This window comes from Nocardia sp. NPDC006982, assembly GCF_042869435.1.
Classification (GTDB): Bacteria; Actinomycetota; Actinomycetes; order Mycobacteriales; family Mycobacteriaceae; genus Nocardia.
Genome location: NZ_JBIAFV010000005.1, coordinates 706,170 through 729,457 on the forward strand (window position 1 = coordinate 706,170; position 23,288 = coordinate 729,457).

The window sequence follows — 23,288 nt, forward strand, 5'->3', positions numbered from 1 at the left end:
ACAGAATCGAACCTCCCCGATCTCGACCAGGCGAACCGACATTGACTGCCCACCAGCATGAGAGGGTCGATGATGAACAACGATTCGAACGCCCCGGTGCCCGAACTCGAGCAACTCGCACCCGGCGGTCCGCACGAACCGACCTACCCCGTCTCCGCTGGCGCCCGCGCACTGGGCAAGTCCGAACGCTGGTACACCCAGCAACTCAAGGACGGACGCTTCCCGGGACACAAAGCAGGCCGCAACTGGTTCCTCACCGCCAGCGACATCGACGCCGCCATCCACGCCACCCGCCAACCAGCCACTCCCCCGATACCAAAACAACCAACCGACTCGATCCGACGCCCGCAACAGCGCCGCACCCGCCGCCGCAATCCCATACCTCCCCAGAACCGATAGCCCCAGCATCCCTGCACCGGCATCCTGGCCTAGCAAGCGCACAGCGGCCACGTGGACGAACACAACTGCTCGCCACCGTCGCGTACGCGCATGTGGTTCGGCGTTCCCGGTGCACGCAACCGAACCTTCTCCGACACACCGACTCTTACCGACCCACTCGATGCCATATGAGCAACCGGATACTGGCGGCCGACAAATTCGTGTCAGGCACCGGCCTCTCAAGCACTTGCGCCGCTGCACTCACTCAGCACAGACCCGTCGAATCCCAAGCGGACACGGCAATTGACCATGCTCGAAGAATTAGTCGCCTCGGCGCAGTAGCGAGAGCAATCGACAGTTGCGAAGGCGCGCAAATTGCGGAAGAATATTGTAAAAGCTGTTGAGCCACAGCCGGTTTGGAGCCGCCTGGGGGAATCGAACCCCCGACAGTCTCTCCCTGAAGCGCCTGGTCAGAGAGCTGACCTTGGTGCATCCCCGCCGCTCAATCGACATTTCACGACGTGTCACTGCATTTCGCGAATCAATCTACCACTCAGCTACCTGACACGGTCATCACCAGGTCAGCACCCTGCTCCGATGCCTTGTGATGACGGCGTCATCACCTGCAAGCGTGCCAACAGTATTAGAGATTCCCGCTGGTAGACCGATATTCCGAGGTTCATCAGCCTAACTTAGCTCCCGAGACCGTTCGAAGCGGGGCTCGGCTTGCCGTTGGTGTTCGGACGACTTGCCCGACTTGTCAACCGACACGACTGCGATCCAATCGGTTTCAACTCATCTACAAGCACGACGTGAGTCATAAGCGCACAGGCTTGGCGCGGCCCGAAGTCAATTGCCGTTGAATCAGCCGAATCGAACTCACCAGCAAGCTGCAGGAAGGGATTCATCGATGCACAAGCTCACGAATATCTCTCGACAGCAGGTCACGGAAGGTGTTGGATTCTTAGCAGAGCTTTCGTTGCAAGTACCAGCACCACACACGCGCCGCTACAGCGCAACGGCTTTGGAGGGGTTCCCCACATGGACATCGATCTGACATGTCCGCACTGCAACCAACTCGACTGGGTGCAAAGTGTGCCTGCCCTGCATGCCGACGGCGTGTCGACCAGCTCCGGAATGAACAGCTATTCCGGGGTCGGGGTGGCTTCGACCGGCCTGGTTCCGGTGTTCGGCACCGCCACCGTAGAGCGCACTCACACAACGGCACTCGCGGCGAGTCTGGCCCGTGAGCCAGCCCGTACCCCGGCCGGGCGCCTGACGTTCATCGCGCTGGTATTGCTGTTGCCAGCAATGTGCTGGGTAGGGTCGTCAATCGTCTCGATTGTCGATCCGGCTCCTGGGGAGTCGCGATGGATCGCCGTGCTAGCGATGGTCGTCTTCTTCGCGATGTTGGCGGCGCCTGGGGCTGTCCCGTTCACGATTGCTGTGTGTCGTATCCGTCGCAACGGCAGAGTCGTTCGGGGTCGTCGACACGCGGATGCGGTGTGGCGAGCCGGTTTCTATTGCCATCGGTGCGGCTTTGCGTTCTGGCCCTACTCGCCAGCGCCGGGTATTCCTTCCCGGCAGGCCCTCGCACCGCAGCAGTTCCGCTGGTTCGTGTGGAACGCCGGTGGCTACGCCAACGCCTGAAATCCGCCATCGGGAAGCTGACAGAACAGATCCCGCCGATCAAACTCGCCACCCTTGCCCTGCACTCCGCGAATACCCCACCGCAGCCCTCACACTCGAACCCTGAACCATCACCACCGACACAGCAAACACACCCCTCGACAGGAGAACTGTGTTCGGCTCAACAACGTTGCTGGTCGCATTGATGGTCAGGTCGGACGTGGCGCAACTTGGCCTGGATCGATGTCGCGCAGCCCGCGCCAAGCCGGGTGACGAAGGACGCCCTCACGGGTCCATTCGGTAAAGGCCACCTCCCCGACGAGGACGGCATCCACCCACAAGGCGCCCACGGCGGTAGCGTCATTGACAACTGGAGGTGTATCGCGTTGCAGTGCGGCTAATCTCGCCTGCAGGTCCTGCAGCATGGCGTGGGTGAAGCCGGTGCCGACGTTTCCTACCCAGACCAGGTTGCCAGTGGTATCGGGGACCGCGACGAGTAGGGATCCGATCGAGCCGCTGCGCCGACCCGAACCCGACTGCCAGCCGATGATCACCACGTCGGCGGTGACGATGTTCTTGATCTTCGTCCAGAGCCGGCTGCGTCGGCCGGGGAGGTATCGGCCGTCCAGGCGCTTGGCTATCAGCCCTTCCAGTTGCATGCGACGGGTCTCGGCCAGGAGGTCTTCGCCCCGGCCGTTCAGGCGTGGCGAGATCTGCCAATGTGTCCCGTGGAGCCCGATTTGTTCGAGCAGCTGCCGACGCTGCAGGTAGCGCAGATCGATCAGTGATCGGTCTCCTATGTGCAGGAGGTCGAAGATGACGTAGGTGGCGGGGGTCGCGGCGGCCAACGCGGCTATCGCGCGTGGGTTGCGCTGGTGCATGCGTGGCTGCAATGCCCCGAAAGACGGTTGTCCGTCGGCGAAGACGACGATCTCGCCGTCGATCACGTACTGCGGATCCGCCGGTGCCAGACCCGACAGTTCCGGCCATGCCGCGGTGATGTCGTTGCCGTTGCGAGAGATCAGCCTCAGGCTGTCGGTGACGTAGGCGCCGGCTCGGATGCCATCGAATTTCACCTCGTAGGCCCAGTCGGCATCATCGTTGGGCAGCGTTCCAGGCGCCGCCAGCATCGATGCATACCGTGGAAGCCTGCTCACCGCCATGTCGCCGCCATCGCCAAACCTTCTCGGGATACCGACATTCACCGGTTGACACGGTCAACCAATCCAATCGTACCGACCAGTTGGTAGTGGGTGAATCTCGACCGTGCACAACAGGCGCGATTGTCAGCGTCTTCGCGAGCAAATACCGACCTGGCGGTACGGTTCGATAGTCTCTCAGCTGTGCAATTCGAAGTAGGTTCCCTGATCCACGTGGCCCCGGGAGGGGTGAGTGTGTTTCGCATCGTCGAGATCGGCGTGGATGGTGACCCGACCAAAGCCATCGTCGAAGCTGTCGCCGACACGCCGGGTACCTACCCGTGGCCGACCGATCTGGCCTACGCCGTTCCCGCCGAACAACCGTAGTGATCTCCCCTTTTCCACCACAGCTTTCAGAGTTGGTCGTGGCCCGTCGGTGCTGGACGTGCTAACGCGCGGGCCTCAACGGTGCCGACTGGGTCGGTGATTTGTTCCCGCAGTTCCTGGCGGCTGGCATCGGCAGAAACGTGGCGAGCATGCTCGGGTTGCTCGGTCGGTGCGGCGATGGATACCGGTGAAGCGCCCGGTGAGGGTGTGCCGCGGTGTGCGCGGGCGGCGGTGATGAGCTGGCGGGCTTGTTTGGTGCTGATCTCGAGTAGTTCAGCGACGTCGTCGTCGGTTTGACCGTGATCACGGATCACCGCTGCGGCCTCGGCTTGGTCGCTACGGTGGCGGGCGATCTCGCGCGCGGCGCGTGCCTCGACGTCGCTGATCTGCTGTCGTAATGCCTCGATCTCATTGTCACGCTTGGCTTCGCACGCGGTGATCGCCTGCCAGTCTCTGAGATACCGCTTCACTGCCTCCTGGATGGTTCGTTCTCGCTGACGTGCCAGCGCTCGACGTTCCCGGATGCGGGCGCGCGAGCGTTCCAATCGTTCAACGACTTCCGGGGAACGATCCGTCCGCGGCGACCGCGGCGAGCGCGGCGGGCGACGCGACGACATGGCGGCCTCCTGATTTTCGGGCCCGCCTGCAAATTCTCCCGCCCTCGATCCTACGCGCGCGACACTCGCAGCACGTCCAGATCCGCACCTGCCCACGTGGTTTCCCGGCAGGAGTCGACCACACACAGTCACCGGCAGTCGGCTGTCAATCCGATGCTTGCAAAGGCTTTTTCGTGCGCTCTCTGTCCGATCCGTTCTGCAATCCGCCCCAGGAGGTGGTGACGACGATTTCCCTGCTGCCGACATCGCCACCGGTCCGAGGTCGTGGGTGGTGGGGAAGACGGCGCGGCGCGCAACGCGAGCGCCTATGACGTCCAACGGGTTCTGGCGACGAACATCGCGCTGAACACGCCACGCTGGTCCGCGCTCGCCACGACCTTCTGTCCTTGTCCTGCCCCTGTGCGACGCCAGGTTCGAGCGATCTCATCGCTCGGGTCTGGCGTTTTCGTTTCCGCGAAAGGTGTTCTGCCATGCCTGAACTCGATACTGCCGCGTGTGTGGTGTGCCGGTCGCGCCGGGCGGGGCCTCGGTATCCGGTCGAGGACCAGTCGGTGTGCGGGCGGTGTCTGGGTGAGTTGTCGTTGTGCGATGGCTGCGGCCACCGAGTGCTGTGTGTCACCGAAACCGCTGATGATCGCCAGCTGTGTAATACCTGTGCGGCCACGTGGGGCGGGTGCGTCTCGTGTGCCCGGTTGACCGGCCCGCACGAGCGCACCGACACCGACGAGGTGGTGTGTTACCGGTGCGCGACCGCGTTCTTCGATCGCTGCTTCAACTGCGGCCGCCACAGCGCCGCGAGCCGCTATGTCTCCGGTGGGATGCGGGCTTGCACCCGCTGCGCGGCGGGGTTCAGCTGCTGCCGGGATTGCGGCACACTGCTGCGCGGGCAACGTGGCTGTGAGCTGTGCGCGCATCCGGCGCGGGTGCGCAACTACAGCTTCAAACCCGACCCCCGCTTTCACGGAGAGGGACCGCTGTTTCTCGGGCTCGAACTCGAGATCGTCGTGCCGGAGCACACCTACGCCGACGCAGTCGAGTTGGCCACTGCCCAACTCGGCGGTCTGGGGTATTTGAAGCGGGATTCCTCGATCCAGCCTGGCGGCTTCGAACTGGTGTCCCACCCGATGAGCTACCGCTACGCCATCGACCGGTTCCCTTGGGTATTGCTGGGGCAACTCAAGGATCTCGGGTGCGACACCAACGCCGGGGTCGGGTTGCATGTGCATGCCAGCCGCGCTGGGTTCGCCTCTCCAGCGCATGTGTTCCGGTGGATGAAGTTGTTGTACCGCAACGAATCCGAGGTCACGAGGCTGGCGCGTCGGCGGTCGCGCTATGCGCCGTTCGACCGGGTCGCGCGTTCGCGGGTGAAAGACACTGCCAAGAACCATGTTCACGCTTTGGGGCTGGATCGGTATCAGGCGATCAACCCGTATCCGCGTCACACCCTCGAGTTGCGGGTGTTCGCTTCTTCTCTCGAGGTGGGGCGGGTGCAGGCGGCGTTGGCGTTCACCGCGGCCTCGATCGACTACACCCGCGCGCTGCGCATCCCCGATGTGCGGGCCGGGGCGTGGGAGTGGAGTCGTTTCGCCGCCTGGGTGGATACGCACCCAACCTATCTGCCGTTGACCGAACAATTGCGTGAATTGGAGCTCGCATGTGCCTGCTGACCTGTTTCCCGCCCGGTGTCGCCCCGGACCCGCTCGCGTTGCGAATCGGCGCGCACACCAACCATCACGGCCACGGCTACGCCCTCATCATCGGCGGCCAGATCCGCACCGACCACAGCATGAACCCCGAACCGCTGATCGAGGAGTTCACAGAGCTACGTGCCCGCCATCGCGAGGGGTATGCGTTGTTCCATTCCCGCTACGCCACCCGCGGCGTCCGCGGAATCGAGAATTGTCACCCATTCCGACTCGGCGGCGATGAGCGAACGGTGCTGGCGCACAACGGGACTCTGCCCAAGCGGGTGCATCCGCGCGCCTATGATCCGCGCTCGGATACGCGGATCGCGGCCGAGGAATACCTGGCCAGCCATCCGTTCGGGTCGATCGACACCCATCGCGGCGCAAGCGGGCTGGCGTCGTGGCTGGGGACGAGCAAACTGCTGATCCTCACCGTCGACCCCACCTATCAGCACCGCGCATATCTGTTCGGTGAACAGGCCGGGATCTGGGAAGACGAGATCTGGTACTCCAACACCACCTATCAGCCGATGTCACGACGCTGGCCCGACCGCTACCGCCTGCGCTGCGGCGGCTGCGGGGAATTCGACCTCGACCGCCGAGGCCGCCACTGCACCGGCTGCGGCTGGTGCTTCGACTGCGAGCAACCCTTCCCACACTGCGACTGCTACACCCGCCACACCAGCGGGCGTCGCAGCGGCGAAGCCACTTCGCTGACCCGCCCACGGTCAGGCGCTCACCACCGCGCCCGCGCGAGATCCTCTGGCACCGCCTGACCCTCACCGCCCTCGATCTCCACCTCACCCATCGAAGCCCCTGCACCCCACCACTTTCCGGTGGTTGTGCGGGGGCTTCGTCGTTTTTCGTCGAAAGGTCGTGATCACCCATGCCCACCGCCACCGTGCCCGACATGCGCTGTGAGGAGTGTGCGCTTGCCGTCGCCCCGGACAGTCTCATCGCTATTGCCGAGGGTGACCGAGTCTGCGAAGGCTGCGCCCAGACTCTCTCGTTCTGTGATGGCTGTGGCAGCCACGCCCGCAGCACCGGCCACACGATCACCAATACCGCGCTGTGTGATCGCTGTCTGAACGGCTGGTCGCGCTGTGACCGTTGCGATCTGTTCACCCGCGAGATCACCGCGGTGATCGACGGTCCGGACGTGTGCCGCATCTGCGTCGAGGACTTCGACCGCTGCGAGGACTGCGGTGCACGTGCCCACCACACCGAAACGGTCGATGGCGGAGACGAGGTGTGTTCGTACTGCCGCAACGAGAATTACCACTACTGCGAGGACTGCTACACCCTTATCCCCCTCAGCGACAACCGCTGCGAGGACTGCTACGACGACCGCCGCAGCCACCGTCTGGTCCACGACTACGACTACCGGCCGGAGCCGTTGTTCCACGGCGAGGGCTCGCTGTTTTTGGGCATGGAACTCGAACTCATCACCCCCCATTCGCAATTCGATGATGCCGTCGAGCTCGCCGTCGCTGACCTCGGGGATCTGGGTTACCTCAAGGAAGACAGCTCGATCAGTCCGTGCGGGTTCGAGTTGGTCACCCACCCGATGTCGTGGGAGTACGCGCGCACCCGGTTTCCGTGGCAGCTGTTGAACAAGCTGCGGTTGCTCGGGTGCCGCACCGACGCCACCGTCGGCATTCACGTGCATGTCTCGCGGGCCGGGTTCTCCTCCCCCGCCCACATCTACCGGTGGCTGAAGTTCGTGTACCGCAACGAATCCCAGGTCACCACCCTCGCGCGACGCCGCTCACCGGAATGGGCGGAATTTTCCCCTCAAGCCCGCTCGCGTGCGGCCGAATTCGCCAAGGGCAGCACCGCGGGGTGGGGCCGCTACCAGGCCATCAATGTCTATCCCGCCCACACCTTCGAGGTGCGCGTGTTCGCCAGTTCCCTGTATCCGCGCCAGGTCAAAGCCGCGCTCGCGTTCGCGGCGGCCTCGGTCGAATACACCCGCACCCTCACCGCCGCCCAAGTCGCGCGCCGCCGCGGCTGGGAGTGGTCGGCGTTCACCGCCTGGCTCACCACCCGCCCTCAATACGCCGATCTGCTCACCGAGTTGGAGGTCCTGCGATGTGCATGCTGACATTCTTCAAGCCGGGGGCGGCACCCGATGTCACGGCGTTGCGCAATGGGGCATTGTCCAATCCGCACGGGCACGGCTATGCCCTGATTACCGACACCACGATCACTACCGGGCACAGCCTCGACGCCGAGACCGCGCTCGCCGAATTCGCTGCCCTGCGTGTCGAATACCCCGATGGTGCGGCGTTGTTCCATTCCCGCTTCGCCACCCACGGCAAACCCACCATCGATAATTGCCACCCCTTCACCGTCGGTGGCGACGAGCGCACGGTCCTCGCCCACAACGGGATCCTGCCCACCAATGTGCACCCCGGCCCTGGCGACGAGCGTTCCGACACCCGGATCGCGGCCGAGGATTTCCTGCCCACCGAGCCGTTCGGGTCGCTGGACTCCTGGACCGGACGCGAAGCCCTGGAGCACTGGCTGGGCAGCGACAAACTCGTGCTGCTCACCATCGATCCCTCCTACGCCCATCGCGGGTATGTGTTCAACGAGGCGCGCGGGCACTGGGACCCCGGCACTGGGATCTGGTACTCCAACCGCGACTACCTCGATACCGCCTGGGACTACGCCTATTTCGGCTATTGCGAGAACTGCGGCGCCGACGACGGCACCGCGCAGGGACCGCACTGCAGCTGCTGCGGATTCTGTGCCGAGTGCTACCAGCCCTTCCCCCACTGCGACTGCCCCGACCTGGCAGGCCGCCAACGCTACGCGGGCCTGCTCGACATGGAAACCGCCTGAACCCCAGTCACTTTCACGCCTGTCCTGCATGCAAGGAGCGTGCCTGTTATGCCCCACAGCCTGAACCTGGCCAGCATCCTGATCCGCGTCCGTGACATCGATGACCACTACGTCATCGCCAGCACCGACGGCCACCGCGTCCGGTTACTGATCCGCGACGCCGGCAACCCCGCCACCGATTGGCGTTACGCCGATCTCGCCTCTGATGTCGCCGACGCCCTCGCGGCGGCGATCGCGACGAGATACCGCCCTCGGCCCATGCGGTGGTTCGCGCGGCAGTCTTGGCGGCGGGCAGGCAAGCGGTGAGCGAAGACCACACCATGAACGAGACGGGAACCGGGTCGCAGATCCGGTTCCTTGGTCATGTCCTGGACCGCCTCGACATCCTGATGCACGAGGGCGCTGGGTGGGATGGTCTGCGCCCGCTGCGCGAGCTCATCGCGCAGCGGGTCACCGTCCTGGCCGACACCGACTCCAACACCGACGACGGTCACGGTGGTGAGACCGGGGATCCGGTGATCGCGCTCATCACCGTCGAACTGCACCGGCTACGCCGCGCCGGCACCGCGGCCACGATCACCACCCGCGGCGGACACCGCCACGACCGCGTCCGCATCGGCGCGGTGCACCGCCACCACACCGTCCTGCACCGCGGCGGTGGCCACGACCGAGTGCTGCTGCCGCTGCGGTTCATCGAAGCCGTCAACCCTCACGCCCCTGCTCGACCGTGAAGGAGCCGACAACCCCATGACCGACCCGCTGCCCACCGACCCCGACCAGCTCACCACGCTGCTGTTCACCGAACTCGGCACGCACCTCGACGCCGGGGCGGCATTGGTGTCCTACTCCCACGGTCTCGCCAACGCCCTCGGTGCGGAGGTCTTAGCCGCCTTCACCCACTTGCTCGAGCCGTACCAGTCCAGCGCGCACCTGCTGCGCATCTACCAGCAGATGCTCACCACGGCCGACGACGATCCGACGAGTCCTGCGGCAGGTGGGGGCGATGCTGGCTGACCTGTCCCGCTACACCGCTCGCATCCGCCTGGATCCGCACTGCGCCCCGTACCTGCCCGCCACCAGGCCGCTGCCGTCGATGCTGCTCGCGGGGTATCACGCGGCGTTCGCCACCGGGCCGCGATCGGGCACTCCGATCGCGGCCTTCGATCACCTGCCGACCTACCCCATCGTCGAGGGCACAAAGGCGCTGGCGTTGATGCGCATCGAGTACGCCACCGAGATCACCACCGTCACCGCCGATGGTGTGAGCGAGATCGGCTGGGCCAGTGACCCGTTCGGTATCGGGTTGCCCCAGTTCGGGTGGCGGCTGATCCCCGCCCAACACACCGGTGGCCGGTGGCTGATCGCGCACGGGACGTGGGCCGCCGGTGGACGACAAGGGGTGCTGCCGCGCTCAGTCACCACCCAGGTCCCCGGTGCCCCGACCGTCGTCGCCGTCCACGACCACGACCCGCATACCGGGAACCGGTGGCCGAGTTCGTGATCGGCCACATCGGCGACCTCATCGCCTGGATCCGAGCGAACCTACCCGACCTCGACGAGGACCGATTCCATCCCTGGACCACCGGTCAGGTCGCACCCGGCGCAGTCACCGCCCGCATCGAGATCCGCGTTCACGGACCCGGGCACCCCGTGCGACGCATCGACGTCGACCTGTCCGCCGAACCCATCCACCAGCCCGCCAGTGACACGCCCGGCGTCGCGCATGGGCGCACCGCCCAACCCGTCGACTCAGATTCGAGGTGACCATTGACTTCCACACCGTCTTCTCCGACCGGCCCGGACCGGGTCCCGGTCCCCGCTCGCCTAGCCGAGGCCACGCGTGCGCGGGGGCTGGTCGTCCCCCACATCACGCTCACCCATCGTGACCCGACGCGTCCCGTCTGGGGGATGCTCGATCCCCAGCGTGCCTGGAACACCCTGTGGGGCAAGCTGTGTCAGATCTGCGGTCAACAACTCGATGACCGGGTCGTCGTGTTCATCCGCTCGACCGACTACCTGCGAGGCCTGGCAGTCGAGCCCGGGGCCCATCCCGAGTGCGCGCACTACAGCCGTCGCGCGTGCCCGATGCTGGCTGGCCAGCAACACCACTATCACGCCAACCCCGCCGTGCGGTTCGCCCATTGCGAGGACCCGGACTGCGAATGCCGGTACTGGCGGCCCCGCGACCCCGACCCCCGCGAACCGTCCCGCGACGGTCGACCGGCCGAAGCGTGGTACGAGGCATGGCTGCCCATCACCGACTACCGGATCGTCGAGGACCCCGGCAGCGACCACGCCGCCCCCGCGGTCGGCGTCGACCTGACCGGGGTCCGGTTCCTCAAGCTGCGCAAGATCCGCGACACCGCCGCACCCAGCACCAACCGATCACCCGAACCGCTGGACATGCTGATCGCCTCCCGCGAACTGTTCGGCTACTGAAAAAAACACCCCGCATTCACCGCTGCATCGTGAAAGGAGCTGCGCCGGTATGGATTTCCTCGAGTTCACCCAGCAGGTCGCCGCGGCGCTCGGGCCGCGGTGGCGGGCCGAACGCGGGTACATGATCCGCCGTCACGTCCTGCTGAAAGGCCCTGAGGATCAGTCGTTGACGATCACCCACGGCGATGATTCCTCGCGCCGCAGCGATCACGGCCGCCTCCACATCGAGGCCACCTACGGACGGTTCGCCAGCTACCACTACACCACCGACCCGCACCGCAGCGAACTCATCACCGTCGCCGCGCACCGCACACCGGGCGATGTCGCCGCCGAGATCGAGCGTCGTCTACTGCCCGACTACCAACACACCCTCGAGGTGTGCCGGACTCGCGCCAGCGCCGACGCCACGGTCCTCGCCGCCCGCGACGACCTGCTCGACCAACTCGCCGCGATCCTGGCCCCGGTACAGCGGGATGGGCAGGATCGGATCAGTTTCGGTTCCACCACGACCGCGGTGTCCGGCTCGATCCGCGTCCTCTATAGCCGTGAGACAGAGTTCGATCTGCTCCTGGCCGGTGACCGAGTCCTCGATCTCGCCTGGACTCTCGCCACACACACCAGAGCGGGCACGTCGTGACCCTCTCCCCCCACGCCGCCGCGGCACTGGCCAACGCCGCTCGCGGGTTTCATGTGCTTCCGCTGCACCCCGGCAGTAAGGCACCGGCGATCGAGAACTGGGAGAACGCCGCCACCGTCGATCCCGCCCGCATCGGCTGGTGGTGGCGGCGCTGGCCCGAGGGAAACGTCGGGATCGCTTGCGGGCCAAGCCGATTGCATGTGCTCGACCTCGACACCAGCCACGACCAACACCCGCCACACCGCTGGGCGGGCGCGCGTGACGGCCGTGATGTCCTGGCCCGCCTCGCCGCACAGGCTGGGCACCCGGTGCCGGTACCGACCTTCGCGGTCGCCACGCCCTCGGGCGGGATCCACCTGTACTACCGGCCGCCGCGAACCCTGGTGTTGCGCAGCACTATCGCACGGCTCGGGTGGCGCATCGACAGCCGCGGTGTCGGCGGCTACGTCGTCGCCCCGGGCTCCACACTGCCGCACGGGCGTTATCGCCTCCTCGATGGCCGCGACCCGATCCCGTTACCGCCGTGGTTGACCGAACTCCTCACACCACCGCCACCACCGGTGCCGCCGCTCACCTCACCCGGCGAGATCGCGCATCCGCGCACCTATGTCGCGGCGGCGTTGCGCAACCAGGCCGACCGGATCCGGTTCGCCCGCACCGGGACCCGCCATCGTGCGGTGTTGCTGGCGGCCAACAGCCTGGGCCGACTCGTCGCAGCGGGTCTGCTCGACCGCGACCACGCCTACCGGGTCCTGCTCGACGCCGCCCAGCGACATGTCGGTGTCGATGGCTTCACCGATCTCGAGGCCATCCGCACCATCGACGACGGCCTGACCTACGCCGCCAACCGAACCACCCGCGCCAACACGTGAGGAGACCTGGAATGCCACAGATTGTTGGGCGCCACCGAAGACGCCGATAAAAAGGCGTTGCCAATTCCAACCGGAATCCGCACCCAGCCAACGGCTTTCCTCGGCACGGTGTCTCCGCCGGTCGGTACGGTGTCACACCCAGCGGCCCCGCTTCACAGCATGGCCTTCGTCCCGCGCTGCACCACTCCCGCCGGTCTGACTGCTTCACCCTCGCGGGCGGTCGGCAGTCCAATCCTCGCGCCACCACGCACGCAAAGACCGCGGCCCAGCAGTCGGCATATCGCCGCTGCCGATGTGTCCGATTCAGGCCGATGGTTCCTGAGCACCCTCAATGCCCGAAGTTGCCCGCGACGTCGTCATTTTCAATGTCGGCTAACGCCCTCCGCCCTAGGAGTTTCGATGCCCTCGATCGAAGATCCCGGCGCCTTCCTCGCCGTAGTCCTCTCTCAGCTTCCGCGCCCAGCACACCGAATCGTGTTGATACTGCCGGTCCAAACATCTGATGCCGGATCCGGCGAGGACTTCTATGTCGACGCGGTTCGTGGTGTGGCCTTGTATTCCACCGGGGCCGATCTCGGGTTGGTCGATGAAAACATCGCCACCACACCGATCCTGGCGCACACCCTCGATGTCTACAGTCTGCACAACCCCGCCGCGGTTGCCGTGATCATCGTCGATGATCCGCGACCACACCGCCCGGTCCCGCGCCGCACCCACTACGAGTTGATCGCAAAGTTGCGAGAACAGTTGGCAGGCCAGGACATCGAACTGCTCGAGGCCTGGACGCTGACCGGTACCGTCCCCGGCCAACGGTGGACCAGCCTGTTCGAAAACGACGCCGGTCTCCTCCCAACCGGAGCCAACTTCGATCCCACCTCGATCGAGGAATTCTCGCCAGCGAGCGAACCGATACCGGCTGTCCTGGTCGCGGACCCCGCCTTGGCCGTCGCGGTCAAGGGCGCGCTGAAATCGCTCAACCAAGCCCGCAACGCCGCCGATGCCGCGGGCCGAGCTGAGCATCCATCCCCACCAGAGATGTTGCGGTTGGTCCTCGATCAGATCCGGGCGGCCGACAACGGCACCGACATCGCGGCCCTCGACATCGCGCGCGTAGAGATCGCCATGCACGACGAAACCGTCCGCCGCAGTCTCTACGCGTTGTCCTCGAGCCCGCGCGGGACCGCGACCCAAGCACTGTGGACGCTGCTGATTCGCGCGTTGCCCTCCCCGCGCCGCGCGCAAGCCGCATTGCAGTTGGCAGTCTCGGCCTACATCAGCGAGGACCTCGACATGGTCCTCGCCGCGCTGCGGATCGCGTTGACCGACGACCCCACCGAACCCACCGGGCGACAACTCGCCGACGATATCGCGCTGGCGGTCCCGGCGAAGGTAATCGTTGAACGGTTGCGCGGCGGCTACCTCACCGCTGCCGAACTCGGCATCGACCTCGACCTCGGCCTGGACTGACCGGGGCATCGGGTTCTCACCGGTTACCGGTTTCTTCGGCGTAGATCCGCATGCCTTCCGACACCTTGCGCGCGGCGTGCTCCAACTGGTCAGGGCTCAGGTGTTTGCCGAACGCCGCCGCGCGAAGTAGCTGTTCGCGTACCTCGTCGAGGTTCACCCACGCCCTGTCCAACCGAGAAAGTTCGGGCATAACGCGACCATACCCCACATCGAACGTGTGTTCGCTTCCAGATGCGTGACTGAACGCCCAGCTGCCGTCCGACGTCCCTGCTGCAGCGGGGGCATTACACCGATTTCTGTCCATCTCATCTGCGCGCCGCCCGCTTCCGTTGAGCAGGTTCGCCCCGTCCAAGGAGCTTAGATGCCTTCGATCGAAAATCCCGGCGCGTTGATCACCGCGATCGTCTCCGCGGCCCCGCAGCCCCTGAAGCGTTGCCTGCTGCTGGTGCCGATGCAGGTACTCGGCTGTTGGCCCGACACCTACATTCGTCCCGGCACCGGTGCGCGGGAGGACCTGTATCTCACCGGAGACGATCTCGGCCTCGGCGGGGACTACCTCGCGACCGTCGCGATCCTCAACCGCGCATTGCGCATGTGCCAGCATCACGCACCCGAGGCGGTCGTGGTCGTCATCGTCGACGATCCACGTCCCGGCCGCCCGGTTCCACGCCCGACCCACCACGAACTGATCACCGTGCTACGACATCGCCTCGCCGAGCACAACACACACCTGCTCGACGCCTGGATACTCACCGGAGCCGAGCCAGGCTCGCGCTGGACGAGCCTGGTCGACGAGGACACCGGTGTGCTGGCGGACCACACAACCACCGAAAGCGGCGAACCTGCGCGACAGATCGAGTCGGTACCCGCGGTCCTGGAAACTGACCCCGCCCTCACCGAACAGGTCGCGCAATGCCTGCGCGAGCGAGGTGTTGTCCTCACCACCAAGGCAACCTACCTCCCAGACCACAGCGAGGCAGCGGTTGCTGCCCGTCGAGACCGATTGCGATACGCGCTGACCCAGATCCACGCCGCCGATTCCGGCACCACCCTCTCAGCCGCAGCGCTGGCCGAGATGGCGATCACGCTGGAAGACATCGAGATTCGTGACTGCCTCTACGCCCTGTCGACCGGTCCGTGCCGTGGCGCGTGCCTGGCAGCGTGGACCCAGTTGGTGCGAGCACTGCCCGCACCCGGGCGGACCCAAGCCGCGATGATGCTCGGGGTCACCGCCTACACCTGCGATGATGCCGCACTGGCCACCGCCGCCATCGCGATCGCGTTGAGCGATGAACCTGGCCAACAAACAGCACTCGCACTGGCCGCCGCCTTCGCGTGCTCGGTCACCCCTGATCTGATCCGCGCATCGATGCGCGGTGGCTACACCGTCGCTGCTGAACTCGGCATCGACCTCGACTGACAGGTTGCGGTGTCGCCCGCCCCAGCCGCGCTGCCGCGCTGCCGCGCTGTGGTGATCGGGTGCGCGGCAGCGCACCACCGCCGAAGACGTCGCCGAATCCGAGTGCAGACCCGCACCTCACCATCCCTCGAGAGGCCATCGTGACCACCACACCGGCACGCCAGCTGGCGTGGGCGATCCTCGCCCGCGCAGCCCTGCACCACGTCCCCGGCCTCGCCAGCGCGGTGCCAGATGAGCTCGGCTCTGTCGAAGCGGTCGCCGACCGGATCGCCGGTCGCCGGCCGCCGCCGCGATCGCGCGCGACTCTCGCGGACCTGGCCGCCGAGGACCTCGACCACGCAGCGAAGGTGGGGGCGCGGCTGCTGACCCGCGACGACCCGCACTGGGCGGCACTGGGATTCGACGACCTCACCGACGCCGACGCCGCTCCAGTCGCGGTGTGGGTCCGCGGCCACGGTGTGCCAGCGACCGCGCACCGGGTCGGGGTAGTCGGGGCACGGGCGATCACCGAACGCGGCGAACGGATCACCGGTGAGATCGCCGCAGCGTTGGCCGAACGTGGCTGGCACATCGTCAGCGGAGGCGCCTACGGCGCGGACGCCGCCGCCCATCGGGCCGCGCTCACCCACGATGCGGGCACGACGGTGGTCTTGGCCAATGGTGTGGATCGGGCCTACCCGTACCCGCATCGGGAGTTGTTCGACCGTATCGCCGGATCCGGTGCGATCGTGTCGGAGTATCCCCTGGGAAGCGGCCCGACCCGTGACCGGTTCCTGCGGCGCAACCGGCTCGTCGCGGCGCTGTCGCATGCGGTGGTGGTACCTGAGGCGGGCCGCTGGTCGGGCACCCTGCACACCGCCGGATGGGCCCGCCGCCTGCACCGCCCGCTGTTCGCGGTACCCGGACCCGCCGACGCCGCCGCCTCAGCGGGCTGTCACCGCCTGATCCAGGACCGCCGCGCCCACCCGGTCACCACCACCGCCGCCCTCCTCGCCGCAATCGGCACCCCTTCTCGTTGATCACCCCGGCGGCAGCTGCGACCGCTGCCGTGTCCGGGCGCTGCCATGCCCATGCCAGGCCGCAGCGCCGTGTCCGAAATCGAATTGTGTTGGAGGTAGCTCATGTCCACCAATCCCCTCGCCGTGCAGAGCGTGACCCGCACGCAGTATCAGAACCTGGCCGAGCGCGGCTACGCCGGGCCGGTCACCGACATCCCCGACGCAGCGGGAGCGGAGGCCTGGCGGGCGCAGTTCCCGGACTGGCGCGGCCAGTACTGGACCTACACCGACGACGGCGAGATGTTGCGGCTGCGGCCGGTCAACCTCGCCCGCCAGCGCGGCACCCGCGCGGCCTGAGCCCGGCTCCACCCGCACCCCCCAAGGGCTCCCGCTCCCCGAGGGTGTTGTCCCTATCCGAAATTCGGCCCAGCACTTCCCCGTTCGTCGCGCGCGGGCGGAGTGCCGCGCCGTCTAGTCTGTGAGGAGATCACCGTGATTACTGCGTCTCTGTCCGTCGTCCCCGACACCACCACCGAACCCGAACAGCCCGGCACCACTCATCCGCCTGAGACCGTCGATATCGAGGGCACCGGGGTGGAGCAGAACACCACCGCCGTCGATCCCGATCCGATGGTGGCTGAGGCAGCGTATCTGGATCCGAATGAGCTGGTGATCGATGAGAATGTGCGAACCAGTTTTGATTTGGACGACTATCCCGACGAGAAGGCGTCGATCACACTGTTCGGGGTGCGGGCCCCAGCGCTGGCCGAGCGCGAGCCCGACGGGTCGGTCCACGTCTACGACGGACAGCTGCGGGTGCTACTGGCCCGCGAAGTCGGCGTCGCGAAGGTGCCGGTGTGGATCACCCCCGCCGACACCACCGTCAATGACAACGAACGCCGCATCGCGCGCACGATCGATCAGATCAACCTCAACGATCGCCGAATACCGTTGCCCGACGCCGACCGTGCCAGCGGTGTCGCGCTCGTCTTGGAGTTGGGCGCATCACCCACTCGGGTGGCCCAGGGGTTGCAGCGCAAGCGATCCGAGATCACCAAGACCGCGGCCATCGGGGCGTCACCGACCGCGAAGCGGCTCCTCACCGAGGGCCGCCAACTCGACTTCGAGCAACTCGCGATCATCGCCGACTACGAACGCCGCGGCGACACCGACGCGCTGCAGCGCCTCGAGGGAGCTTCGCGCTGGGACTTCACCTACATCCGCACACGCATCGACAACGAGCGAGCCGCGACCCGCGCCCTGCTCGAGGCCGCACTCCCGTATGCCGCCTACGGATTCGGGATCCTGACCACCGAACCCACCAGCGGATTCGTGCCGGCCACGACTCTGGCCACCACCGACGGGGACCCGGTCACCACCGATCACCTCTACACCGACCCCGCCCAATGGGCAGTGTGGCTGTCGGTGCACAAGAACGCCCTGCTGGTCGACCGCGAGACCGGCGCGGTCGTCGAATCCGACACGGTCGACTGGAGCACCCGCGCCAACCCCGATACCCAACCCGGCGAGGGACTGCGCCACGCCAACTCGGTGCGCCAAGCCGATCAGTGGACCCCGACCTACTACCTGCCCGAGAACGCGCTCGCGGGAAGCGGATTCGTAGTGGTCGTTCCCGAACCCGACCCCGAGGCCACCGCGCAGGCGACGGCGGAGCGGGAGGCGGCGCGGCTGGCGCGCAAGCGGGTGATCGAGCTCAACGTCCGCGGAGAAGCGGCCAACCAACGCCGCAGGGAGTTCATGCCCCGCTTGGTAGCGGGAAGCAGACCGCATCGCAGTGCAGCCCAGTTCGTCGCCGAATCGTTGGCGCACAAACTCGACCACAAACAGCTGGCGAAGACGACATCGCTGCTCGGCATCGACGCCACGACCCAAGCGCTGGTGACCGCGATCGGCAACGCCTCACCCAACCGGGCGTGGATGATCGTGCTCGCCATGCAGGTCGCCGCTGCCGAACTCGAGATCGGCAAAAGCCTGTGGCGCGACGCGCTGCCCGCCACACAGCGGTATCTGCGGTTCCTCGCCGAGGCCGCTACCGGACCCGACTTCGCCCTCGTCGATGTCGAACAAGCCGCCGCGAAACTCATCGACTACCACGACATCGACATCGAGTCCTGAACCACCACAACCCGATCAACCCCTCACCGGCCCGCCCCAGATCCGCTCGTGGTGGGCCGGTGCGCCTCGTGCCCACTCGAACAGAAAGGGAACAGCCATGGCCGGAGACACCGTCATCACGGTGATAGGAAATCTGACCGCCGACCCAGAACTGAGGTTCACACCGAACGGGACCGCGGTCGCCGATTTCACCGTCGCTTCCACCCCCCGCTACTTCGACCGCAATTCGAACGAGTTCAAAGACGGTGACCCGTTGTTCCTGCGGTGCAACATTTGGCGAGAGGCCGCGGAGAACGCCGCGGAAAGCCTGACCAGGGGATCGCGCGTGATTGTCAGCGGAAGGCTGAAGCAACGCCGCTGGCAGACCGACGACGGCCAGAACCGCACCACCACCGAACTCGAAATCGACGAGGTCGGTCCGTCGCTGCGCTACGCCACCGCCAAGGTCACCCGGGTCTCTCGCAACACCGGTGGTAGCGGCAACGGCTACAGCCGTTCATCCACCGACCGACTCGCCAGCGAGGACCGCTCCCGCGACCTCGTCGGCGCGGCAGCAACCAGCAGCCGCAACGCCGGGACCGACGACCCGTGGGCCGTGAACGGTGCGGGCTCCTTCGGCGGTGGATCCCTCACCGGCCACGAACCGCCGTTCTGAACGACCTTGCTCGACCCGATAGCACCACACACCCGCGACTCGTTCCCCGTTCTCCCATCCCCTCTCACCCGCACGAGGAGACCACGATGCCCCCTACGAACACTCTTACCGCCGCACCTGTGACTCGGCTCGGAGTCGGTGATCTGGATCGTCTGCTCGACGACGAACTCGGTCCCCACCCCTACTATGCCCAGGTCGCTGACGCCGTCGCGGTACCGATCGAGGACGAACTCGCACTATGGGTGCGGACTCCCGCCCGCGAACCCGGCGCTGATCTTCGCCTGCATGCGATCGCGACCGCCGCCACCGACGCCGCCCGCACCGCACCGGAGGCGGTCGCTGCTCGCCGGGCCCGCCGCACACCCCGTTCGGTCGCGGCCGTGGATCTGCGTCACCGCACCCGCGATGCTGCCCACCGACAGGCCGCCGAAGCCGAGATCGACGCCTACTTCGCCGACCGCGATCTGCTGGCGGCCTGAGCACTCCGGTTCCGCGAAGAAGGACACAGTCAACAGGAGCAGAAAGGGCCGGGTGGGATGTCCGGGGTGTTCGTCTGCCCGGACACCCCGCCTTCCTGAGGGCTACCAGCGCGGCGGGCGCACCCGCGCAAAGTCGCGCAGTGCGGAGTGAATCCGCCTCGCCCATGAACCTGCTCCGACACGTTCAGGCCGCCGTCGCAGCGCTGATGATTGCGTGAAAGTCGGGTGTGGCGGTGAGGGAGGGCTGACCGTCTGGCCGTCTGCCCCGCCTTTCCGAGTGCTACCAGGGTGTGCTCCCGCCACGGCTGCGGGCCCGCGCCCGCCCGTCACCGAATTCGCCCGCGCCGCACCCCAGCGACAGGCGGCGGCCCGGTGCTCAGCGCCCGCGAATTCGGTGCCGCCCGATCCGGCGCGTTCCCTCCGCTGTGTCGGGCTCCCACCCTGGTCGGCCGCACTCAGGCGGGTCAGACGACCAGCCGCCCAGCCCCGTGCCGGGGTACGTGCTCGTGCGCGTCCGGTGCGGGGCCGAGCTGTCTCTTCGACGACTGAACAGGAACCGTGATGACCGCTACGTTGAGCACTCCCGACACCACCGCGACTGTTTCTCCGTTCGCCGACGCGCTCGGTGAGATCGAATACCTGCTCGAGGTCGACCCAGACACCGCGCGTGAGCGTTTCACCGACGTCTTGGCCCTGGCCACCCCGGCTGAACGCGAATTCCTCGACCGCGTCGCCGACCTGTTGACTCGCGCCCCCTACAAGGTCGCCGCCCGCCGGTTGGGGTGGATGGCCAAGAGCCGCCCCGAACTGCGCGAGATGATCATCGACCACACCGCCGACGGTGACCCCGGCCTCTACCGCCCCGAACTCCCCCAGCAGAGCGACACCTCGATCGAGGCCGCCGAATGGGTGCGGCGCTCCATCCGCGAGCGCCGCAACCGCGACCGGCTCACCGCCACCCCGTCGGCGGCCACCGACGCCGCGCGCCTGCGCCCCGAGGCCATCGCCGCACGCCGCGCCCACATCCCCGCACCCGCGCCGGTCAGTCTGCGCCACCGTGACCGCGACCTCGCCGTAGCCGAACGCCGCGAACACCAGTGGGTCGGCTACGCCGCGCACCGCCTGTACGGGATCGACACCGCACCCGAGACCGACCGCACCCCACCGGTGCCCGAACCACGTAAACGAGCCGACCTGCTGTGGGCGCACGTGCAAGCCGACCTGTGGGAGCGCAGCTACTTCCTGCACATCGCCCACTGCTACACCGAAGCCGACCGCCACCTGCTCGCCCCCGAAACACCCGAGCGCCACACCGGACACGACGACCGCTACAAGGGCCTCGACGACGCGGCACAGGAGTTCCTGCGCGAGCACGACACCGAACCCGAACCGTGGTCTCGTGTCCGGCGGGCTCGTGCCCGCCGCAACCAACCCCAGCTGCCGCCGCGGATCACCCCGGCCGACCAGGCCCGCTTCGCCGCCCGGCGCACCGGCATCCCCGTCCCCGACGATCGCGACGAGTACCTGCCCTACACCGAACTCGACGTCACCGAATCCACCTGGCAAGGCTCCGGGCTCGACTACGACCTCGCCGCGATGACCCCCTACCTCGGGTGGCCGTGCATCAACTGCTGGATCGACCGCGCCGCCGCCGACCGCCGACCCCACCACGCCCGCGACAGTCACCCGGTCAGCGACGACGGGCTGTGCGATGTGTGCCGCGCCGACGGGCACCCTGGCATCCCGGCGCTGCCCGCTGGCTTCGGCCTTCGCTCCTACGTGGAGTCCCGCTGCGCCCACATCGCCGCCACCCACCCACACCAGGTGCGGGGGCTGCTGGACCGCATCCGGGCCGCCGCCGCGAATACCGGACCGACCTGGCGGCTGATCACGCGCTGGATGGCGTGCAACCTCGACCAGCCCGCACCCGCACCGCGCCGCGATCCCGCCCGCCGCCCGCGCCGCAACTCGGCCTTGGGAGCCGGGCAGCGCATCGGCCGCTGCGACGCCTGCGCCCGAAACGGTGTCGTCCACGCCGACAACTACTGCACAGGTTGCCGGATCGACCTCGGATTGGTTCCCGCGCGCACCCGCGCGGCCTGACCCGCGCTCGAACGACCCGTTGTTCGCCGGTCCGCCGCAGTGTCGACCTTCCCCTGCGGCGGACCGGTCCACCAACCCCCAAAGCACAGGAGCACCCTCATGCACCAACTGCCCACCCGAGCCCGCCGCGTCCTGCGCGCGCTGTCCCGGGCTGTGCACCCGACTCGCCGCAGCGAGGTCCGGGTGCGGGTCTATCTCAACACCGCCACGCCCGCGATGCTGGCTGGGTATCAGCCCGGCGCATCGCTGGCACTGGCTTACGCCTTCCGCATTCCCATCGACGGGCCGACCACCGACGAGGTGTTGCTCGAACGAGTCTTCGCCGCGTTCAACGACCACCCCCAACGCGACGACGACCACACCCACACCGACGCCTGGTATTCGAAACGGTTGCGGTCGCTGTCCGTCGGAGACGTCGTCGCTCTCGACGACCGCGCCTACGCCTGCGCATCGCTCGGATGGACACCCATCCCCGCCCCGCCGACCTGACCGACCGCCCTCACCACACCGACACGTTCCCGGTCCGGGTGGTCCGACCGAAGCGAGGGCTACCACGACCACCATCCAACTACCCCCAATTGGAAAGGGGACTCTCGATGCCCGACCGCACGCCCTACCCGCTACGGCCGCGACGTCGACGACCTGTGCGGCGACTGCCGCGACCTCCACGCACCGCAGCTTGACTTCAGTTCGTCTCCACACCGGCCCACCCACAACGGGTCTCACATCCCCGGTCCGCGCCAGTGTCATGCTCCCGCAGCGGACCGGACACAGCCACCGACCCCCTCACTCCCTATCCGCCTTGGAGGTACATGCCGTGACCAACCCCTGGCTCGACTTCCTCTCCGACCACTACTCCTCGATCTGGGTCCTGTGCTGGTTCGCCATCCTCGTGTACTGGGGACGCCCCCTGACCGAATCTCGCTGCCGCTGCCGCTGTTCCACCACCACCGCTACCGAACCCGGCGCGAGGTAGTCCAGAACCGCTCGCGCGCAGCGACTCCCGCCGCCCAGGCCATCCACTAGTCCTCACCGAATCGCCAACCCCACCCTCACGCCACATCTACACTCACCTCCACACGCACACCACCACGCAACCGCACTCACCCCACCTCCTCCACCACACACACCTTCACCCTCACCACCCCACTTCCCCACACATCCACAAGCACACCTCTTGCATCTGAGGTCACACCGGCGTTTATGGACGGAAATGCGGCAACCTAGCGGTCTCCCAGGTGGACGATCCGGAGCGGTTTCCGTGACATGGGTGCGCCGACCCGAGGATCGTTGACACGACAAGCTTCGTCGCTGGAGGTGAGGCGGCGGAGTCCGATCGTGCCGTCTTGTTGGCCCCTACTGTTGCGATTCGGTAACGACCAGGCGTTTTGCTTGATTTG

The 23,288-nt window shown here is 66.9% G+C and carries 28 protein-coding genes; 25 read left to right on the plus strand and 3 right to left on the minus strand.

Features of this window, described 5'->3' with window-relative positions; translation table 11 throughout:
• The first annotated feature begins 69 nt into the window (after positions 1–69).
• Both ACFYOW_RS24005 and ACFYOW_RS24010 read left to right on the plus strand, forming a co-directional pair.
• The gene (locus ACFYOW_RS24005) at positions 70–399 is read left to right on the plus strand and encodes a hypothetical protein (RefSeq protein WP_387291316.1); all 330 of its coding nucleotides are present in this window, start codon (positions 70–72) and stop codon (positions 397–399) included.
• Between the two features lie 1,020 nt (positions 400–1,419).
• A complete protein-coding gene (locus tag ACFYOW_RS24010; RefSeq protein WP_387291318.1) occupies positions 1,420–2,028 on the plus strand; it encodes a hypothetical protein in 609 nt (202 codons plus the stop codon).
• A 188-nt stretch (positions 2,029–2,216) separates the two neighbouring features.
• Here the strand turns inward: ACFYOW_RS24010 and ligD are convergent, their stop codons facing one another.
• Positions 2,217–3,137 (minus strand): non-homologous end-joining DNA ligase, encoded by a 921-nt coding sequence (ligD, locus tag ACFYOW_RS24015; RefSeq protein WP_387291321.1) that lies wholly within the window; start codon positions 3,135–3,137, stop codon positions 2,217–2,219.
• A 213-nt stretch (positions 3,138–3,350) separates the two neighbouring features.
• Here ligD and ACFYOW_RS24020 point away from each other — a divergent pair, with 213 nt between their 5' ends.
• Positions 3,351–3,533, plus strand: a complete 183-nt coding sequence (locus tag ACFYOW_RS24020) for a hypothetical protein (protein ID WP_387291324.1) — start codon at positions 3,351–3,353, stop codon at positions 3,531–3,533.
• Between the two features lie 26 nt (positions 3,534–3,559).
• On the opposite strand, the gene ACFYOW_RS24025 is transcribed toward ACFYOW_RS24020, so the two are convergent.
• A complete protein-coding gene (locus ACFYOW_RS24025) occupies positions 3,560–4,003 on the minus strand; it encodes a hypothetical protein (protein ID WP_387291327.1) in 444 nt (147 codons plus the stop codon).
• Between the two features lie 839 nt (positions 4,004–4,842).
• Between ACFYOW_RS24025 and ACFYOW_RS24030 the strand changes: the two genes are divergently transcribed.
• The 13 genes from ACFYOW_RS24030 (at position 4,843) to ACFYOW_RS24090 (ending at position 14,097) form a co-directional block, all read left to right on the plus strand.
• Positions 4,843–5,817 carry a hypothetical protein gene (locus tag ACFYOW_RS24030; protein ID WP_387291330.1) on the plus strand — a complete coding sequence of 325 codons (975 nt, stop codon included), beginning with the start codon at positions 4,843–4,845 and terminating at the stop codon, positions 5,815–5,817.
• The gene (locus ACFYOW_RS24035) at positions 5,805–6,611 is read left to right on the plus strand and encodes a class II glutamine amidotransferase (protein WP_387291333.1); all 807 of its coding nucleotides are present in this window, start codon (positions 5,805–5,807) and stop codon (positions 6,609–6,611) included. Before ACFYOW_RS24030 ends, ACFYOW_RS24035 begins: the two co-directional genes overlap by 13 nt.
• 110 nt (positions 6,612–6,721) lie before the next feature.
• Complete coding sequence (locus ACFYOW_RS24040; protein WP_387291335.1) at positions 6,722–7,939, plus strand: hypothetical protein; 1,218 nt, start codon at positions 6,722–6,724, stop codon at positions 7,937–7,939.
• Complete coding sequence (locus ACFYOW_RS24045) at positions 7,927–8,682, plus strand: hypothetical protein (protein ID WP_387291337.1); 756 nt, start codon at positions 7,927–7,929, stop codon at positions 8,680–8,682. The genes ACFYOW_RS24040 and ACFYOW_RS24045 overlap by 13 nt, the downstream gene beginning before the upstream one ends.
• 48 nt (positions 8,683–8,730) lie before the next feature.
• A complete protein-coding gene (locus ACFYOW_RS24050; RefSeq protein ID WP_387291339.1) occupies positions 8,731–8,988 on the plus strand; it encodes a hypothetical protein in 258 nt (85 codons plus the stop codon).
• A gap of 14 nt (positions 8,989–9,002) precedes the next feature.
• A complete protein-coding gene (locus ACFYOW_RS24055; protein ID WP_387291341.1) occupies positions 9,003–9,413 on the plus strand; it encodes a hypothetical protein in 411 nt (136 codons plus the stop codon).
• Positions 9,414–9,429: 16 nt separating this feature from the next.
• The gene (locus tag ACFYOW_RS24060; RefSeq protein WP_387291343.1) at positions 9,430–9,696 is read left to right on the plus strand and encodes a hypothetical protein; all 267 of its coding nucleotides are present in this window, start codon (positions 9,430–9,432) and stop codon (positions 9,694–9,696) included.
• The gene (locus tag ACFYOW_RS24065; RefSeq protein ID WP_387291345.1) at positions 9,686–10,183 is read left to right on the plus strand and encodes a hypothetical protein; all 498 of its coding nucleotides are present in this window, start codon (positions 9,686–9,688) and stop codon (positions 10,181–10,183) included. The genes ACFYOW_RS24060 and ACFYOW_RS24065 overlap by 11 nt, the downstream gene beginning before the upstream one ends.
• A complete protein-coding gene (locus ACFYOW_RS24070) occupies positions 10,168–10,446 on the plus strand; it encodes a hypothetical protein (protein ID WP_387291347.1) in 279 nt (92 codons plus the stop codon). The genes ACFYOW_RS24065 and ACFYOW_RS24070 overlap by 16 nt, the downstream gene beginning before the upstream one ends.
• 3 nt (positions 10,447–10,449) lie before the next feature.
• Positions 10,450–11,121 (plus strand): hypothetical protein, encoded by a 672-nt coding sequence (locus ACFYOW_RS24075; protein WP_387291349.1) that lies wholly within the window; start codon positions 10,450–10,452, stop codon positions 11,119–11,121.
• Between the two features lie 49 nt (positions 11,122–11,170).
• A complete protein-coding gene (locus tag ACFYOW_RS24080; RefSeq protein ID WP_387291351.1) occupies positions 11,171–11,758 on the plus strand; it encodes a hypothetical protein in 588 nt (195 codons plus the stop codon).
• A complete protein-coding gene (locus ACFYOW_RS24085; RefSeq protein WP_387291353.1) occupies positions 11,755–12,630 on the plus strand; it encodes a bifunctional DNA primase/polymerase in 876 nt (291 codons plus the stop codon). The genes ACFYOW_RS24080 and ACFYOW_RS24085 overlap by 4 nt, the downstream gene beginning before the upstream one ends.
• Before the next feature lie 399 nt (positions 12,631–13,029).
• Entirely contained in the window at positions 13,030–14,097 is a 1,068-nt protein-coding gene (locus ACFYOW_RS24090) for a DUF4192 family protein (RefSeq protein WP_387291355.1), read from the plus strand.
• Between the two features lie 16 nt (positions 14,098–14,113).
• Here ACFYOW_RS24090 and ACFYOW_RS24095 read toward each other — a convergent pair whose 3' ends face one another.
• Complete coding sequence (locus ACFYOW_RS24095) at positions 14,114–14,287, minus strand: DUF6374 family protein (RefSeq protein WP_364338680.1); 174 nt, start codon at positions 14,285–14,287, stop codon at positions 14,114–14,116.
• A 171-nt stretch (positions 14,288–14,458) separates the two neighbouring features.
• Between ACFYOW_RS24095 and ACFYOW_RS24100 the strand changes: the two genes are divergently transcribed.
• The 9 genes from ACFYOW_RS24100 to ACFYOW_RS24140 all read left to right on the plus strand — a co-directional run bounded on the left by ACFYOW_RS24100 (position 14,459) and on the right by ACFYOW_RS24140 (position 22,864).
• Positions 14,459–15,517 carry a DUF4192 family protein gene (locus tag ACFYOW_RS24100; protein WP_387291357.1) on the plus strand — a complete coding sequence of 353 codons (1,059 nt, stop codon included), beginning with the start codon at positions 14,459–14,461 and terminating at the stop codon, positions 15,515–15,517.
• Between the two features lie 140 nt (positions 15,518–15,657).
• A complete protein-coding gene (gene dprA / locus ACFYOW_RS24105; RefSeq protein ID WP_364338675.1) occupies positions 15,658–16,536 on the plus strand; it encodes a DNA-processing protein DprA in 879 nt (292 codons plus the stop codon).
• A 102-nt stretch (positions 16,537–16,638) separates the two neighbouring features.
• Entirely contained in the window at positions 16,639–16,872 is a 234-nt protein-coding gene (locus ACFYOW_RS24110) for a hypothetical protein (RefSeq protein ID WP_387291359.1), read from the plus strand.
• A 135-nt stretch (positions 16,873–17,007) separates the two neighbouring features.
• The gene (locus tag ACFYOW_RS24115) at positions 17,008–18,651 is read left to right on the plus strand and encodes a hypothetical protein (protein ID WP_387291362.1); all 1,644 of its coding nucleotides are present in this window, start codon (positions 17,008–17,010) and stop codon (positions 18,649–18,651) included.
• A gap of 97 nt (positions 18,652–18,748) precedes the next feature.
• Positions 18,749–19,306 (plus strand): single-stranded DNA-binding protein, encoded by a 558-nt coding sequence (locus ACFYOW_RS24120; protein WP_387291364.1) that lies wholly within the window; start codon positions 18,749–18,751, stop codon positions 19,304–19,306.
• An 86-nt stretch (positions 19,307–19,392) separates the two neighbouring features.
• On the plus strand, positions 19,393–19,785 hold the full coding sequence (locus tag ACFYOW_RS24125; protein ID WP_387291367.1) for a hypothetical protein: 393 nt from the start codon (positions 19,393–19,395) through the stop codon (positions 19,783–19,785).
• 561 nt (positions 19,786–20,346) lie between these two features.
• Positions 20,347–21,888, plus strand: coding sequence for a hypothetical protein (locus ACFYOW_RS24130; RefSeq protein ID WP_387291369.1), 1,542 nt, complete (start codon positions 20,347–20,349; stop codon positions 21,886–21,888).
• A gap of 99 nt (positions 21,889–21,987) precedes the next feature.
• Complete coding sequence (locus tag ACFYOW_RS24135) at positions 21,988–22,377, plus strand: hypothetical protein (protein WP_387291371.1); 390 nt, start codon at positions 21,988–21,990, stop codon at positions 22,375–22,377.
• A 328-nt stretch (positions 22,378–22,705) separates the two neighbouring features.
• Positions 22,706–22,864, plus strand: coding sequence for a hypothetical protein (locus tag ACFYOW_RS24140; protein WP_387291373.1), 159 nt, complete (start codon positions 22,706–22,708; stop codon positions 22,862–22,864).
• Positions 22,865–23,288 lie beyond the last annotated feature (424 nt).

Bases quoted from the DNA above. Each gene is read 5' to 3' on its own strand.
- ACFYOW_RS24125 (WP_387291367.1), top strand. From the start codon at position 19,393: ATGCCCCCTACGAACACTCTTACCGCCGCACCTGTGACTCGGCTCGGA.
- ACFYOW_RS24055 (WP_387291341.1), top strand. From the start codon at position 9,003: ATGAACGAGACGGGAACCGGGTCGCAGATCCGGTTCCTTGGTCATGTC.
- ACFYOW_RS24095 (WP_364338680.1), bottom strand. From the start codon at position 14,287: ATGCCCGAACTTTCTCGGTTGGACAGGGCGTGGGTGAACCTCGACGAG.
- ACFYOW_RS24135 (WP_387291371.1), top strand. From the start codon at position 21,988: ATGCACCAACTGCCCACCCGAGCCCGCCGCGTCCTGCGCGCGCTGTCC.
- ACFYOW_RS24130 (WP_387291369.1), top strand. From the start codon at position 20,347: ATGACCGCTACGTTGAGCACTCCCGACACCACCGCGACTGTTTCTCCG.
- ACFYOW_RS24080 (WP_387291351.1), top strand. From the start codon at position 11,171: ATGGATTTCCTCGAGTTCACCCAGCAGGTCGCCGCGGCGCTCGGGCCG.
- ACFYOW_RS24050 (WP_387291339.1), top strand. From the start codon at position 8,731: ATGCCCCACAGCCTGAACCTGGCCAGCATCCTGATCCGCGTCCGTGAC.
- ACFYOW_RS24060 (WP_387291343.1), top strand. From the start codon at position 9,430: ATGACCGACCCGCTGCCCACCGACCCCGACCAGCTCACCACGCTGCTG.
- ACFYOW_RS24005 (WP_387291316.1), top strand. From the start codon at position 70: ATGATGAACAACGATTCGAACGCCCCGGTGCCCGAACTCGAGCAACTC.
- ACFYOW_RS24065 (WP_387291345.1), top strand. From the start codon at position 9,686: ATGCTGGCTGACCTGTCCCGCTACACCGCTCGCATCCGCCTGGATCCG.
- ACFYOW_RS24035 (WP_387291333.1), top strand. From the start codon at position 5,805: ATGTGCCTGCTGACCTGTTTCCCGCCCGGTGTCGCCCCGGACCCGCTC.
- ACFYOW_RS24110 (WP_387291359.1), top strand. From the start codon at position 16,639: ATGTCCACCAATCCCCTCGCCGTGCAGAGCGTGACCCGCACGCAGTAT.
- ligD (WP_387291321.1), bottom strand. From the start codon at position 3,137: ATGCTGGCGGCGCCTGGAACGCTGCCCAACGATGATGCCGACTGGGCC.
- ACFYOW_RS24100 (WP_387291357.1), top strand. From the start codon at position 14,459: ATGCCTTCGATCGAAAATCCCGGCGCGTTGATCACCGCGATCGTCTCC.
- ACFYOW_RS24040 (WP_387291335.1), top strand. From the start codon at position 6,722: ATGCCCACCGCCACCGTGCCCGACATGCGCTGTGAGGAGTGTGCGCTT.
- ACFYOW_RS24120 (WP_387291364.1), top strand. From the start codon at position 18,749: ATGGCCGGAGACACCGTCATCACGGTGATAGGAAATCTGACCGCCGAC.
- ACFYOW_RS24090 (WP_387291355.1), top strand. From the start codon at position 13,030: ATGCCCTCGATCGAAGATCCCGGCGCCTTCCTCGCCGTAGTCCTCTCT.
- ACFYOW_RS24045 (WP_387291337.1), top strand. From the start codon at position 7,927: ATGTGCATGCTGACATTCTTCAAGCCGGGGGCGGCACCCGATGTCACG.
- ACFYOW_RS24010 (WP_387291318.1), top strand. From the start codon at position 1,420: ATGGACATCGATCTGACATGTCCGCACTGCAACCAACTCGACTGGGTG.